The following is a 15,120-nucleotide window of genomic DNA, read 5'->3' as shown; positions in this document are numbered from 1 at the left end:
CAAGGTAACCGTAGGGGAACCTGCGGTTGGATCACCTCCTTACGAAGCGCTCGTAAGTGTTCACACAGATTGTTTGTTTAGAAAGAGTCACTTTATTGGGTCTGTAGCTCAGGTGGTTAGAGCGCACCCCTGATAAGGGTGAGGTCGGTGGTTCAAGTCCACTCAGACCCACCAATTCAACGGTAGTGAGCGAAGATGCTTGATATGTTGAAGAAGTGAAGATAATGGGGCTATAGCTCAGCTGGGAGAGCGCCTGCCTTGCACGCAGGAGGCCAGCGGTTCGATCCCGCTTAGCTCCACCATTAAGATGTCTCTTTTGAATAAAATTATGTTTGTATTTACTTGAAAGAGTAAATAGAAAGATAACGCTCTTTAACAATTAGGAACAAGCTGAAAGAAACGAGTTCTCGTTTTTACGGAAGGCATTGATATGAAAATATGAATGTAATGAAGTAGAAAAGAGAAAAAAGCGTAATTAAAACCAAGACAACTGTGAGTTGTAAGGTTAAGAAATTAAGCGTACACGGTGGATGCCTAGGCAATCAGAGGCGATGAAGGACGTGTTAATCTGCGAAAAGCGACGGTGAGCCGATAAAAGGCGCTATAGCCGTTGATGTCCGAATGGGGAAACCCAGTGCAGGCGACTGCACTATCACCTAATGAATACATAGTTAGGTGAGGCGAACCGGGAGAACTGAAACATCTAAGTACCCCGAGGAAAAGAAATCAACCGAGATTCCCAAAGTAGCGGCGAGCGAAATGGGAGTAGCCCAAGCGGGTAGCATAATGTATTAGTGGAAGCGTCTGGAAAGTCGCACGATAGAGGGTGAAAGTCCCGTACATGAAAGTGGATTATGTGGAAGCTTATAGAGTAGGGCGGGACACGTGATATCCTGTCTGAAGATGGGGGGACCATCCTCCAAGGCTAAATACTCCTGATTGACCGATAGTGAACCAGTACCGTGAGGGAAAGGCGAAAAGAACCCCGGGAGGGGAGTGAAATAGACCCTGAAACCGTGTACGTACAATCAGTGGGAGCATGTACCGTTGGGTATGTGTGACTGCGTACCTTTTGTATAATGGGTCAGCGACTTATATTCTGTAGCAAGGTTAACCGAATAGGGGAGCCGAAGGGAAACCGAGTATTAACTGTGCGTTAAGTTGCAGGGTATAGACCCGAAACCCGGTGATCTAGCCATGGGCAGGTTGAAGGTTGGTTAACACTAACTGGAGGACCGAACCGACTAATGTTGAAAAATTAGCGGATGACCTGTGGCTGGGGGTGAAAGGCCAATCAAACCGGGAGATAGCTGGTTCTCCCCGAAAGCTATTTAGGTAGCGCCTCATGAGTAACTGTTGGGGGTAGAGCACTGTTTCGGCTAGGGGGCCATCCCGGCTTACCAACCCGATGCAAACTCCGAATACTGACAAGTTTAATCATGGGAGACACACGGCGGGTGCTAACGTTCGTCGTGAAGAGGGAAACAACCCAGACCGCCAGCTAAGGTCCCAAAGTCATAGTTAAGTGGGAAACGAAGTGGGAAGGCTTAGACAGCTAGGATGTTGGCTTAGAAGCAGCCATCATTTAAAGAAAGCGTAATAGCTCACTAGTCGAGTCGGCCTGCGCGGAAGATGTAACGGGGCTAAAACTATGCACCGAAGCTGCGGCAGTGCACGTAAGTGTATTGGGTAGGGGAGCGTTCTGTAAGCCGTCGAAGGTGTGTTGTGAGGCATGCTGGAGGTATCAGAAGTGCGAATGCTGACATAAGTAACGATAAAGCGGGTGAAAAGCCCGCTCGCCGGAAGACCAAGGGTTCCTGTCCAACGTTAATCGGGGCAGGGTGAGTCGACCCCTAAGGAGAGGCCGAAGGGCGTATCTGATGGGAAACGGGTTAATATTCCCGTACTGGCTATAATTGCGATGGGGGGACGAAGAAGGCTAGGTTTACCACCTATTGGATGGTGGGTTAAGCGTGTAGGGGTGTGATTAGGCAAATCCGGTCACTGAAACTCTGAGGCGTGATGACGAGCTACTAAGGTAGTGAAGTAATTGATGCCCTGCTTCCAGGAAAATCCTCTAAGCTTCAGGTTATAGTTAATCGTACCCGAAACCGACACAGGTGGTCAGGTAGAGAATACTCAGGCGCTTGAGAGAACTCGGGTGAAGGAACTAGGCAAAATGGTGCCGTAACTTCGGGAGAAGGCACGCTGATGTTAATTGAAGTCCCATGCGGATGGAGGTGAAATCAGTCGAAGATACCAGCTGGCTGCAACTGTTTAATAAAAACACAGCACTGTGCAAACACGAAAGTGGACGTATACGGTGTGACGCCTGCCCGGTGCTGGAAGGTTAATTGATGGGGTTATGCGTAAGCAGAAGCTCTTGATCGAAGCCCCAGTAAACGGCGGCCGTAACTATAACGGTCCTAAGGTAGCGAAATTCCTTGTCGGGTAAGTTCCGACCTGCACGAATGGCGTAATGATGGCCAGGCTGTCTCCACCCGAGACTCAGTGAAATTGAAATTGCCGTGAAGATGCGGTGTACCCGTGGCAAGACGGAAAGACCCCGTGAACCTTTACTATAGCTTGACAGTGAACATTGAGCCTTAATGTGTAGGATAGGTGGGAGACTAAGAAGTGTGTACGCCAGTATGCATGGAGTCGACCTTGAAATACCACCCTTTAATGTTTGATGTTCTAACCTATACTTCTGAATCGAGGTAAGGGACACTGTCTGGTGGGTAGTTTGACTGGGGCGGTCTCCTCCCAAAGAGTAACGGAGGAGCACGAAGGTTAGCTAATCCTGGTCGGACATCAGGAGGTTAGTGCAATGGCAAAAGCTAGCTTGACTGCGAGAGTGACGGCTCGAGCAGGTACGAAAGTAGGTCATAGTGATCCGGTGGTTCTGAATGGAAGGGCCATCGCTCAACGGATAAAAGGTACTCCGGGGATAACAGGCTGATACCGCCCAAGAGTTCATATCGACGGCGGTGTTTGGCACCTCGATGTCGGCTCATCACATCCTGGGGCTGAAGTAGGTCCCAAGGGTACGGCTGTTCGCCGTTTAAAGTGGTACGCGAGCTGGGTTTAGAACGTCGTGAGACAGTTCGGTCCCTATCTGCCATGGGCGTAGGAAAATTGAGAGGGTTTGCTTCTAGTACGAGAGGACCGAAGTGAACGCACCGCTGGTGTTCGGGTTGTGATGCCAATTGCATTGCCCGGTAGCTACGTGCGGAATAGATAAGTGCTGAAAGCATCTAAGCACGAAACTAGCCTCGAGATGAGTTTTCCCTGAAGAGATTCAGTAAGGTCCGTTTGAGACTAAGACGTAGATAGGTCAGGTGTGTAAGTGTAGTGATACATTGAGCTAACTGATACTAATGAACCGAGAGTCTTAACCTTACAACTCGGAGTTGTTTTGGATACGCGAAGTTGAGAGTAAGAAGTCATCGAAAGATGGTTAAAGATTGATAAAACAGTTTGTTCCGGATTGAGCGATTGGTGAAGATATGTGATAATGTTCGTCAATTGAGAGAAAGAGAAGACAGAATATGTCTGGCGGTAATAGCGCGGTGGTCCCACCTGACCCCATGCCGAACTCAGAAGTGAAACGCCGTAGTGCCGATGGTAGTGTGGGTATTACCCATGTGAGAGTAGGGTGCCGCCAGACTTTTAAATTTTAGCTTTATAGACACACCAAATACGGTGGAGCGGTAGTTCAGTTGGTTAGAATACCTGCCTGTCACGCAGGGGGTCGCGGGTTCGAGCCCCGTCCGTTCCGCCACCTTATTTAGGGGCGTAGTTCAATTGGTAGAGCACCGGTCTCCAAAACCGGGTGTTGGGAGTTCGAGACTCTCCGCCCCTGCCAAAATAATTGTTTTGCCTTAATTTTAGCCGTTCAGTCGTTTTTACAAGTATAAATAAAAAAATTTTGTTTACAGATTAACTTAGTTAATTATAATTCCCGCCCAACTACTTTTACAACTTAGAGGATATAAGATGGCTGAAAGTTTTATAAGTCAACAACGTTTTTTTGATAATAAAAATTATCCTAGAGGATTTTCTCGCCACGGAGATTTTACAATTAAAGAGGCTCAAATTTTAGAAAAGCATGGCTGTGCTTTTAAAGATCTAGATACAGAAATTAGAAAGCCTGTTACAGCTGAAGAAAAATCATTTGTTGCTGTCTGTAAAGGAAAAAAAGAACCTTCCACTGAATTTGAAAAAGCTTGGTTAAAATATCTATCCCGTATTAATAAGCCAAAACGTTTTCACACATTATCAGGTGGCAAACCACAAGTAGATGTCACTGATGATTTTGTTGATACTGATGATTAATATCATTAGCCAATGTTTTTATGTAATTGAATTAATAACCTGTCCATAGAACGATAACTCAGTGCTTCTGAAATGTGTTTTCGTTTTATGGTATCAGACAAATCTAAATCAGCAATTGTACGTGATACTTTCAAAATTCTATGCCACGCTCTTGCTGATAGTCCTAATTTTATTAAAGCTTGTTCTAAAAACTCATTATCTTCTTCCGATAACTGGCAATAGCATTGAATTTCGTTAGGGTTTAGTTGATTATTTAATTTATGACTTCTTTTTAATTGCCTGTTTCTGGTTTCTAACACTCTTTTTTTGACAATTTCGGTTGTTTCCGTTGTTGTTACTTTCTTACTTAAGGTTCCTTTAGGTAAAAGCGGTACTTCTATAGAAATATCAAATCTATCTAAAAAAGGTCCTGAAAGTCGATTCAGATAACGAATAATTTGTTGTGGTGTTGTACGATTATGTGTTCCCTGATAATGACCGGTAGGACTTGGATTCATCGCAGCAATAAGTTGAAACCTTGCTGGAAATTTGATTTTAGCATTAGCTCTAGAAATAATAATTTCTCCTGATTCAATTGGTTCTCTTAACGCATCTAGAACTTTTCGATTAAATTCAGGTAATTCATCTAGAAATAGCACGCCGTTATGTGCTAAAGACACTTCACCTGGTTTAGGAATTGAACCACCACCAACTAAAGCCGCTGTTGAAGCACTATGATGAGGCGCTCTGAAAGGCCTTTGACGCCAGTTTTTAATTGTTCCATTTGCACTAACTAAACTGGTTATGGCTGCACTTTCTAAGGCTTCTTCATCTGAGAGTGGCGGTAATAGTGATGTAAGCCTTGTTGCTAGCATTGTTTTACCTGTTCCTGGCGGTCCTATAAACAAGAGATTGTGCCCACCAGCTGCTGCTATTTCTAGTGCTCTTTTAGCATGCTCTTGTCCAATAATATCCTCTAAATTCCTATCGGTGTTATAATTACTCTCATATTCCCGATATTCTACTGAAGATAAACTAGTTTGATTTGATAAATGTTGGCAGACTTCTATCAAATTATTTGTAATTAAGGTGTTGCTTTGATGTATCAACGAGATTTCAGATTGATTCTCTGCGGATATAATTAGTGTGCGTTTTTTCTTTTGTGATGAAATGGCTGCTGGAATTGCGCCTTTTACTGCTCGAATATCGCCAGTTAAAGCAAGTTCACCTAAAAACTCATAATGTAGCAATTTATCGGTTGGAATTTGTGCGGTAGCTGCAAGAATTGCGATAGCAATAGGTAAATCAAAGCGACTGCCTTCTTTTGGAAGATCCGCTGGGGACAGGTTAACTGTGATCTTTTTGGAAGGAAAAGTAAAACCACTATTAATAATTGCACTTCTAACGCGATCTTTTGCTTCTTTAACCGTTGCTTCAGGAAGACCAACTAAGACAAATCCAGGTAATCCATTACTAATATGAATTTCGACATTAATTTGAGGTGCTTGTATGCCTATTGATGCTCGAGTATAAATAATTGCAAGTGACATAGTATTGACTTTAATTAAATAATTAATTTGTGTTATTACCTTAATTACTATGCGTAATATTTAAATTAACCAATTTAATTAATTCGTTTTTAGTCACAAAAAATGTTTAATTTTTTCAAATTTTACTCGTTTTTTCACCTAAAAATAATTTTGAAATAAGCAATGATATAAAAAATAAACAAGTATTACTTAATACAACTGATGGTCCTGTTGGTGTGTCATAAATTAATGAGAATAATAACCCACAAATGATCGATAACATTCCAATGATAATGGCAATTAGTGCCATTGATTCCGGTGTTTTAGAATAGTATTTTGCTGTTGCAGCAGGAATTATCAGTAAAGATGTAATAATTAGCGCCCCAACAAACTTCATTGCAATACCGATTGTTAAAGCTAGTAATAACGTTAAAAGCAGTTTTGTAAATTGAATGTTAATACCATGACTAAATGCCAATTCTTCACTAACGGTGATAAAGAGAAAATCATTCCAACGCCATAATAATAAAATGCCTATTAATGCAACACAAATTATAATTTGATAGACGTCAATAAACGTCACTGATAAAAGATCGCCAAATAAGTATCCCATTAAATCGATACGGATATTATCCATTAAACTAATTACGACTAAGCCTAGAGAAAGTGCGCTGTGGGCTAATATTCCTAGCAATGTATCTATTGGTAATTGTTTTTGTGCTTCTAACCAAAGTAAACCTAAAGCTAGAATAAGCGTAATGAAAATAACAGAATAGAATAAATTAATATGCAGTAAAAAGCCAAAAGCGATACCAAGTAAAGCTGCATGGGATAAAGTATCACCAAAATATGACATTCTGCGCCAAACAACAAAAGTACCCAATGGTCCAGTTACTGTTGTCAGACACAAACCAGCTAACAATGAAGGTAATAATAACTCAATCATAGTTTTATGTCCTAATTAGAGCATGTAACGCAATTATTATGATGATCATCATCTTGCTTACAAAGATCATGTTGATGGTTGTGATGATGCTTGTAAACGGCAATTTGTGATGCGCCATGTTGACCAAAAAGAGAAATAAATTCAGGATCGTTAGAAACAATAGCAGGCGTTCCTGAACAACAAACATGGTGATTTAAACAAATCACTTCATCTGTCTTTGCCATAACAATATGCAAATCATGGGAAACCATTAATACACCACAATTAAACTCATTTTTGGCATTAATAATGAGATCATATAATAGCACTTGTCCGTTAACATCTACGCCTTGCGTAGGTTCATCCAGAATTAATAATTGTGGACGTTTAGCTAAGGCTTGCGCAAGTAAAACGCGTTGTAATTCGCCACCTGATAGCTGGTGCATTGATTTATCGATTAAATATTCTGTTTTAACCATTGTTAAGACTTTTAGGATATCCTCATTATTAAGTCGTTTATTTAGCCGCATAAACCGTTTTACAGTAATGGGTAAAGTTGGATTTAATTTAATGGATTGAGGAACATACCCAATTGTTAAATTGTCGGAACGATTGATTCTTCCTGAAGAATAAGGGGTTAGTCCAAGGATAACTTTGACTAATGTTGATTTACCTGCGCCATTTGGTCCTAGTAAGGTGACGATTTGATTCGTACTGATAGTAAATGAAACATTATCTAATATCTTTTGTTGGTTAAGTTCAACCGAAACCCTATCAAGTGAAATTAGCTGTGTCATATTAGTGTAAATCCTTGCTCACTGACATGTTATGTTATATTATAACAATTAATGCATCTATAATATCATATTTTATGAATATAAGGTAATAATGTGAAAAAATATATATCACTAAATTTTAAACAGTTATGGCGGATTTTGATACTACTAAGTTTGGTATTTATCACACAAAGTATTGCTATTCGTGCCAATGCCAATGTCTTAACTTCAGTCAAACCTATTGGTTTTATAACTCAAGCTATAACTTATGGTGTTACCGAGACAGATATTTTATTACCCGATGGCGCTTCTCCCCATACTTATTCTTTAAAACCTTCTGATTTAGTTAAAATCAAACAAGCACAATTAATAGTTTGGGTCGGTGAGGATTTAGAAGCTTTTATGCCGACCGTTTTAAAAGGAATAGATAAAGACAAACAGATAGAATTAATGGCGATACCAGACATCAAAAAACTACTTAGAACGGGTACTCAAAATCATGAACATGGAAAATTAGATTTAGATGATGAACATGACCATGACCATCATGGTTCATATGATGAGCATATATGGCTTTCTCCACAGATAGCGAAAATCATTGCAAAGACTGTGCACGATAAGCTTATCGACTTATATCCTGATAAAAGAGATTTAATTGATGAAAATCTAAACGAATTCACTATTAAACTAGCAGAAACGGAACAAAACATTGCAAAAAAACTGATTAACGTACAAAATAGCGGATATTTTGTGTTTCATGATGCTTACGGGTATTTTGAGTCACAGTTCGGATTAAAAAACCTAGGAAGTTTTACCATAAATCCAGCAGTACAGCCCGGTGTTCAAACGGTTTATGCGATTAAACAAGAGTTGAAAGAACATCAAGCAGTATGTGTATTTAGAGAGCCACAGTTTAGCCCTGCAGTTATTCAAAAATTAGTGAATGGAACTGATGTTCGAATTGGGGAATTGAATCCCTTAGGTACAGATATCGCTTTATCAAAAAATGCCTATTCACAATTTTTATTGAGATTAACACAGCAACTGTTGGATTGTTTAGATAAGAATTAGTTTAGATAATAAATAGTTAAGGTTAATTTTGGCACGAAAGATTGAATCCCCTAGTATTGAAAAAAATAAATTTAAAACTCCCTATTTTTCAGTATTAGGCGTCCTTCTTATTGTTATTTTATTTACCATATTATGGCGACCACTTAATTTGGATCGTACGGAATATGTTCCTTTAACTCCTCAAGCAGAAACGACTGTCACCGATGACGTAAATTCTCCTGTTGTTGTAGGTGATGGTCGAATAGAAGTGGTCGGTGGAAAATCTAAAAATGAAGAGGTTACTGAATCATCAGATGTTCCCGAAGATGAGATTGTTAAAGATGAATTAGATGACATTATTGATGATAAAGACAACACCGTGCAATATACTATTGCGCGCGGCGATACTTTGCATGATATTTTGCAACGCTATAATGTTAATAAAAATGATGTTTATCAATTAACCACTAAATTCAAACAACTAGCAAATTTAAGAATAGGTCAACAAGTTAGTTGGACAACTGATGATGATCATAATCTACAAAGTTTTACTTGGACCATTTCTAGTAACAATATTCGTATATATGAAAAATCAGGCGATAAATTTATTGAAAGTTCTGAAACGGCAGAAGCCGTTCCAGAAAATGTGGTTATTAAAGGTGAAATTAAAGCTAATTTTGTCGCCGATGCGCGTAAAAGTGGTTTAACCAGTAGTGAAATAGGCATTATAACCCGAGCGTTACAATGGCGGTTAGATTTTAGACGATTGCAAGTCGGTGATAAATTTTCGGTAGTATTATCGAGAGAAATGCATGGTAAACGTTTATCTAACAGTCAACTATTAGGCGTTAGAATTAAAAATGGTAGTAAAGATTATTATGCCGTATTAGCTGATGATGGTAAGTATTATGATATAACTGGTGGCAGTTTATCACAAAGCTTTTTTCGGTATCCTTTAGCTAAGCAAGCGCGGGTATCGTCCAATTTTAATCCTCGTCGTTTACATCCTGTTACAGGTATTGTTACGCCTCATAATGGTGTTGATTTTGCTGTCTCTCGCGGTACGCCTGTTTTATCTGTTGGTAATGGTGAGGTCGTGATTGCCAAATATAGTGGTTCAGCAGGTAATTATGTGGCTATCCGCCATGGTCGGCAATATATGACCACTTATATGCATTTAGACAAGATTTTAGTCAAACCAGGTCAACAAGTAAAACAAGGTGAAAAAATAGCATTATCTGGTAATACTGGTCGTTCAACAGGTCCACATTTACATTTTGAATTACATATTAATAACAAACCCGTTAATCCGTTAACTGCAAGTTTACCAATTTCGGAAGGATTGACTGGTAAATCTAAAAAAGCATTCATAGAAAAAGTTAAAGATATTAAATCCCAACTTGTTTTTTAAAGCTTGTGATTTTTTAACTACTAAACTGAATACTTACTTCAAACTCTTTACACAAACAATGCCATAATATCGGCTAAAAAATATGTTATTATATGACGAGTTTCATAAAATCTAAATTTTAGGTGCAGTTTGAATACATCAACTCAAAAACGAGCCAATAAAAAAGCTAAAAAAAATAAGATGACACTAAAGCGAAGACTTTGGTCGTTATTGTTTAAACTTTTTCTTATTTTTGCTGCAGTGACCGTTCTTTACGGTATCTATCTTGATCAACAAATAAAAGAGAGAATTGATGGTAACGTATGGGAATTACCAGCGGCAGTTTATGGTCAGATCATTGATCTTGAACCTGATAGTGAATATAGTTTAAGTGATGTCGTTAGTATGTTAGTGGGCGCGCAGTATCGTCAGCAAGATACTAAAGCCACCCGCCCAGGTGAATTTATTGTTAGTAATGATTCTATTGAAATTTACCGTCGACCTTTTACTTTTCCAGATGGTGAAGAACAAGCATTTCGTGTCAAAATAACGTTTTATGAAAACCGCGTTGATCGTATTATTAATTTAGATACAGGGCGTGATTTTGGCTTACTACGCATTGATCCAAAATTAATTACCATGATGCACTCTCCAAATGGAGAACAGCGATTGTTTGTTCCATTAAAAGAATTTCCTGATTCTTTGCTGCAAACATTAATCGCCACAGAAGATAAACGTTTTTATGATCATCACGGTGTTAGCTTGTATTCGATTGGACGAGCAATTTTTGTTAACCTCACTACAGGACGTACTGAAGGCGGAAGTACTTTAACCCAGCAGACGGTTAAAAATCTTTTTTTGACTAATGAACGCAGTTTATCTCGAAAAATACGAGAAGCGTATATGGCACTAATTTTAGATGCTCGCTACAGTAAAGAACGCATATTAGAACTCTATTTAAATGAGGTCTATTTTGGGCAAGCTGGCAGTGAAGAGATTCATGGTTTTCCGTTAGCAAGTCTTTACTATTTTGGTCGCCCCGTTAATGAATTAACTTTAGATCAACAAGCTGTTTTAGTGGGTATGGTAAAAGGCGCATCACTGTATAATCCATGGACACAGCCACAGCAAGTGATTGAACGTCGAAATGTTGTTTTAAAACTGACTGAACAACAAGGAATTATAGATGATGAGCTTTATAATTTATTAAGTCAGCGTCCACTTTCAGTTTTACCTAAGGGCGGGGTTATTTCTCCTCAACCTGCATTTATGCAAGTCGTTCGTAGCGAATTACGAAAACAATTAGGTGATAAAGCTGATCACCTATCAGGCATGAAGATTTTTACCACCTTTGATCCTGTTGCTCAAGCTGCTGCGGAGCAAGCTGTTACTAACGAAATAGATGCTTTGCGTAAATCAACGAATAAAGATTTACAAACAGCGATGGTCGTTGTGAGTCGAGAAACCGGCGAAATTCGTTCCATTATTGGTAGTGCAGAGCCTCGTTACCCAGGTTATAATCGCGCTTGGTTAACAAGGCGAGCAATTGGTTCTTTAGCTAAACCTTCCACTTATTTAACAGCACTAGGTCAACCTGATCGCTATCAACTAAATAGTTGGCTCAATGACACACCAATATCAATTAAACTTGATAATGGCACGTATTGGGAACCTAAAAATTATGATCGTAAATTCCGTGATAGAGTGATGTTAGTTGATGCATTAGCGCTCTCACTTAATGTGCCCACTGTTAATTTAGGGATGGCCTTGGGATTAGATGCAAGTAAAAATACATTAGAAGCCTTAGGTATACCGTCAGATCGTATTCCTAATCTACCATCACGATTACTTGGTGCTTTGGAGTTAACTCCCTTAGAAACAGCGCAGATGTTTCAAACTATTGCTAACAATGGACAACGTTCTCCGCTTACTATTTTAAGATACGTATTAACTGATAAAGGTGAATTGGTCTATCAAAGTTACCCTCAACAGTTACAAGCGGTTTCTCAACAATCAGCGTTTCTTACAACTTATGCTATGCAACAAGTTGTTGAATCCGGTACTGCGCGATCGCTAAAAACAAAATATAGTGGATTTAAGTTAGCTGCAAAAACAGGGACAAGTAATGATTCGCGTGATAGCTGGTTTACTGGTATTGATGGTAAAAATGTTGCTGTCATTTGGATTGGACTTGATGATCATTCCCCGATGAAATTAACCGGCGCAACGGGTGCATTGAAGATTTATAGTGAGTATTTACAAAATAATCCTCCGAAAAAATTGGTATTACCTATGCCACAAAATATTTTTATGATACCTATTGATAGTAATGGCAAATGGCAATGTGACGGCAGTGGTAGTAGAACATTACCTGCTTGGACTATCAACCCTCAGAGTTTGTGTTCGGGTAATAATCAATCCATGCAAGGACAGCAAGCACCCACTTGGGTCACTGATATGTTAAATAATTGAGTAACTAAATATGCCTGAATTACCTGAAGTTGAAACAACCAAAAGAGGGATTCTGCCTTATCTTAAAGGACAAACCATTAAGCAAATTATTGTTCGGCAATCTAAATTGCGTTGGCCTATCAGTGAAGCTATTTTCAACGCTCATGGCCAAGAAATTTTAGATGTAAAACGACGGGCAAAGTATTTGTTGCTCCAGTTACCTAATAATTGGATTATTATTCATTTAGGTATGTCTGGTAGTTTAAGGGTATTATTAAATCCTCAACAAGCCGCTAAACATGATCACGTAGACTTAATTCTTGAAAATGGTGTGATATTACGTTATACCGATCCAAGGCGTTTTGGTTCTTGGCTTTGGGCAAAAAACCTTGACCACGTTACTCAGTTACAGCATCTAGGGCCTGAACCATTAAGTGATGAATTGACTGCCAAATATTTATTCTCAAAAGCTCAAAATCGTCATGTGCCAATTAAAACGTTCATTATGGATAACCCTATAGTAGTGGGGGTTGGTAACATTTATGCATCAGAATCACTGTTTATGGCAAAAATAAACCCTAATCGTAAAGTAAATACTTTATCTTTATTCGAATTTGAACAGTTAGTGATAGCTATTAAACATGTTTTGGCTAAATCGATTGAACAAGGTGGTACAACCCTTAAAGATTTTCTTCAATCAGATGGTAAACCTGGCTATTTTGCTCAAAAACTGCAAGTGTATGGTCGAGATGGCGAAAAATGTTATCTTTGCCAAACCGAAATAAAATCACAAAAAATAGGGCAACGTAATACATTTTATTGTGAGATATGCCAAAAATAATAATTTTATAAAAATAAATCATAATGTTATGTTTTTGTTGTTTGTATGTAACAACTGATATATTTGTACTGGATAATCAAATAATTTTGTCTAAATATTGTATATTATTCCTCTTTCAACCTTAATAAAATCGGATTAGTATATACAACTAATCACTTAGTCATAATTGTTAATCTTAAATGTATTGATAATAGCGAGTAGGTAAAAAGTTAATATTTTGAAAATCTTTTTATTTTGAAGAGTATGGACTTGTTACGCGATATCGGCTATCTTTCTGACTGTAAAAGTTTTAATCTTTTATAAAGTTTAATATATAGTACTAAATGATTGTAATATATTAAAAAATCACGGATTTTTCTTGCGCGTTATTTCTTGTTTGCATTTATTTTTAACGCAATTTATTTTGTTTTTATTAAGGAATCTAAGATGATCAAATTTGCTTCTCGCTTTTTGATAACTTTTTTTGTGTTATTTTATACAATGATTGCGAATGCAGAAGTTCGCATTATTATTACCGATGGTGTTAGTACTGCTAAACCAATAGCTGTGGTGCCTTTTAAATGGACGGGTTCGGGCGAGCCTCCACAATTTATAGAAGACATCGTTGCTTCAGATTTACGTAATAGTGGTAAATTTAATCCTATTGATGTGAGCAGCATGCCACAAAGACCAACATCACCTTCAGAAGTTAACCCTGCATTATGGAGTAAACTAGGTGTTTCTGCTGTCGTTGTGGGTACTATTCAACCTGATGCCTCTGGAAAATATCTTATCAGTTACCAATTAATCGATACCGTAACTCGCCCGGGTGCGGTATTAGCTCAAAATCAATACGCTATCGAAAAACGTTGGTTACGTTATGCTGCACATACAGCTAGTGATGAAATTTTCGAATCACTAACTGGTATCAAAGGTGCATTTAGAACGCGTATCGCTTATGTTGTAAAAACAACTAAAGGACCGTTTACTCACGAATTGCGAGTATCTGATTATGATGGCTTTGATCAAATGACAGTACATCGTTCTAAGGAACCATTAATGTCACCAGCTTGGTCACCAGATGGAAAAAAATTAGCGTATGTAACTTTTGAGGGTGGTCATTCATCATTAGTAATCAGAACGCTAGATAGTGGAGCTTCTGAAACTGTTGCTTCTTTCCCTAAACATAACGGTGCGCCTGCATTTTCTCCTGATGGTAGTAAATTAGCATTCGCCTTATCTAAAGATGGGAGTTTGAATTTGTATGTTATGAATTTGGGCTCTAAAAAAATCACACAAATTACATCAGGTCGCAGTAATGATACTGAACCATCATGGATGCCAGATAGCCAAACTATTGTTTATACATCAGATCAGGCAGGTAGACCTCAACTTTATAGTATCAATATTAATGGTGGAACATCACAACGCTTAACATGGGATAATACCCAAAATCAAAATGCGCGCGTTGCACCAGATGGTTCTTTCATTGCAATGATTTCAACTAACAATGGTGAACAACATATTACTCGTTATGATATGTCAACAAGTACTTATCAACGTTTAACCGATACATTCTTAGATGAAACACCAAGTATTGCACCAAATGGTACTATGATCATCTATAGTTCAACACAAGGATTAGGTACAATTTTGAATTTAGTTTCAACTGATGGTAACTTCAAAGCTAAATTACCAGCGACTGACGGACAGGTGAAATTCCCTGCTTGGTCACCTTATTTATAAGAAGAGATTAAAATTTAATCGATATTATGAATATTAAAATTGTACAAAATGTTAGGTCGTTATAATATATAGCGCTAATCTGACTAATTAGTAATAATTGTTACTGAGTAGTCAGA

9 protein-coding genes, 4 tRNA genes and 2 rRNA genes are annotated in these 15,120 nt (G+C 38.4%); 12 read left to right on the top strand and 3 right to left on the bottom strand.

Features of this window, described 5'->3' with window-relative positions; all coding sequences use genetic code 11:
• The first annotated feature begins 97 nt into the window (after positions 1-97).
• The 7 genes from J3U57_RS05355 to J3U57_RS05325 all read left to right on the top strand — a co-directional run bounded on the left by J3U57_RS05355 (position 98) and on the right by J3U57_RS05325 (position 4,338).
• A tRNA-Ile gene (locus J3U57_RS05355) sits at positions 98-174 on the top strand.
• A 52-nt stretch (positions 175-226) separates the two neighbouring features.
• Positions 227-302: transfer RNA gene (locus J3U57_RS05350), tRNA-Ala, on the top strand.
• A 201-nt stretch (positions 303-503) separates the two neighbouring features.
• A 23S ribosomal RNA gene (locus J3U57_RS05345) occupies positions 504-3,402 on the top strand.
• Positions 3,403-3,554: 152 nt separating this feature from the next.
• A 5S ribosomal RNA gene (gene rrf, locus J3U57_RS05340) occupies positions 3,555-3,670 on the top strand.
• Between the two features lie 37 nt (positions 3,671-3,707).
• Positions 3,708-3,784: transfer RNA gene (locus tag J3U57_RS05335), tRNA-Asp, on the top strand.
• An 8-nt stretch (positions 3,785-3,792) separates the two neighbouring features.
• A tRNA-Trp gene (locus J3U57_RS05330) sits at positions 3,793-3,868 on the top strand.
• A 131-nt stretch (positions 3,869-3,999) separates the two neighbouring features.
• The gene (locus J3U57_RS05325; protein ID WP_267334512.1) at positions 4,000-4,338 is read left to right on the top strand and encodes a DUF413 domain-containing protein; all 339 of its coding nucleotides are present in this window, start codon (positions 4,000-4,002) and stop codon (positions 4,336-4,338) included.
• A 5-nt stretch (positions 4,339-4,343) separates the two neighbouring features.
• On the opposite strand, the gene J3U57_RS05320 is transcribed toward J3U57_RS05325, so the two are convergent.
• From J3U57_RS05320 to znuC, 3 genes are all read right to left on the bottom strand, one after another.
• Positions 4,344-5,867: a YifB family Mg chelatase-like AAA ATPase gene (locus J3U57_RS05320; protein WP_267334510.1), complete on the bottom strand. Its 1,524-nt coding sequence runs from the start codon at positions 5,865-5,867 to the stop codon at positions 4,344-4,346.
• 115 nt (positions 5,868-5,982) lie between these two features.
• The gene (znuB, locus tag J3U57_RS05315) at positions 5,983-6,792 is read right to left on the bottom strand and encodes a zinc ABC transporter permease subunit ZnuB (protein WP_267334508.1); all 810 of its coding nucleotides are present in this window, start codon (positions 6,790-6,792) and stop codon (positions 5,983-5,985) included.
• An 11-nt stretch (positions 6,793-6,803) separates the two neighbouring features.
• A complete protein-coding gene (gene znuC / locus J3U57_RS05310) occupies positions 6,804-7,568 on the bottom strand; it encodes a zinc ABC transporter ATP-binding protein ZnuC (protein WP_267344016.1) in 765 nt (254 codons plus the stop codon).
• 93 nt (positions 7,569-7,661) lie between these two features.
• Between znuC and znuA the strand changes: the two genes are divergently transcribed.
• From znuA to tolB, 5 genes are all read left to right on the top strand, one after another.
• Entirely contained in the window at positions 7,662-8,618 is a 957-nt protein-coding gene (gene znuA / locus J3U57_RS05305) for a zinc ABC transporter substrate-binding protein ZnuA (RefSeq protein ID WP_267344015.1), read from the top strand.
• Positions 8,619-8,646: 28 nt separating this feature from the next.
• Positions 8,647-10,008, top strand: coding sequence for a murein DD-endopeptidase MepM (gene mepM, locus J3U57_RS05300; RefSeq protein WP_267334502.1), 1,362 nt, complete (start codon positions 8,647-8,649; stop codon positions 10,006-10,008).
• A 129-nt stretch (positions 10,009-10,137) separates the two neighbouring features.
• On the top strand, positions 10,138-12,459 hold the full coding sequence (gene mrcB / locus J3U57_RS05295) for a bifunctional glycosyl transferase/transpeptidase (RefSeq protein WP_267334500.1): 2,322 nt from the start codon (positions 10,138-10,140) through the stop codon (positions 12,457-12,459).
• Between the two features lie 10 nt (positions 12,460-12,469).
• Complete coding sequence (gene mutM, locus J3U57_RS05290; protein ID WP_267334498.1) at positions 12,470-13,279, top strand: bifunctional DNA-formamidopyrimidine glycosylase/DNA-(apurinic or apyrimidinic site) lyase; 810 nt, start codon at positions 12,470-12,472, stop codon at positions 13,277-13,279.
• Between the two features lie 429 nt (positions 13,280-13,708).
• Positions 13,709-15,004, top strand: a complete 1,296-nt coding sequence (tolB, locus tag J3U57_RS05285) for a Tol-Pal system beta propeller repeat protein TolB (protein ID WP_416379616.1) — start codon at positions 13,709-13,711, stop codon at positions 15,002-15,004.
• Positions 15,005-15,120: the final 116 nt, after the last annotated feature.

This window comes from Gilliamella sp. B3464 (assembly GCF_026536145.1).
Lineage (GTDB): Bacteria > Pseudomonadota > Gammaproteobacteria > Enterobacterales > Orbaceae > Gilliamella.
Note: the sequence above shows the minus strand (reverse complement) of the source record. Positions and strands in the feature narration are given on the sequence as shown.

Bases quoted from the DNA above. Each gene is read 5' to 3' on its own strand.
- J3U57_RS05325 (WP_267334512.1), top strand. From the start codon at position 4,000: ATGGCTGAAAGTTTTATAAGTCAACAACGTTTTTTTGATAATAAAAAT.
- J3U57_RS05320 (WP_267334510.1), bottom strand. From the start codon at position 5,867: ATGTCACTTGCAATTATTTATACTCGAGCATCAATAGGCATACAAGCA.
- znuB (WP_267334508.1), bottom strand. From the start codon at position 6,792: ATGATTGAGTTATTATTACCTTCATTGTTAGCTGGTTTGTGTCTGACA.
- znuC (WP_267344016.1), bottom strand. From the start codon at position 7,568: ATGACACAGCTAATTTCACTTGATAGGGTTTCGGTTGAACTTAACCAA.
- mutM (WP_267334498.1), top strand. From the start codon at position 12,470: ATGCCTGAATTACCTGAAGTTGAAACAACCAAAAGAGGGATTCTGCCT.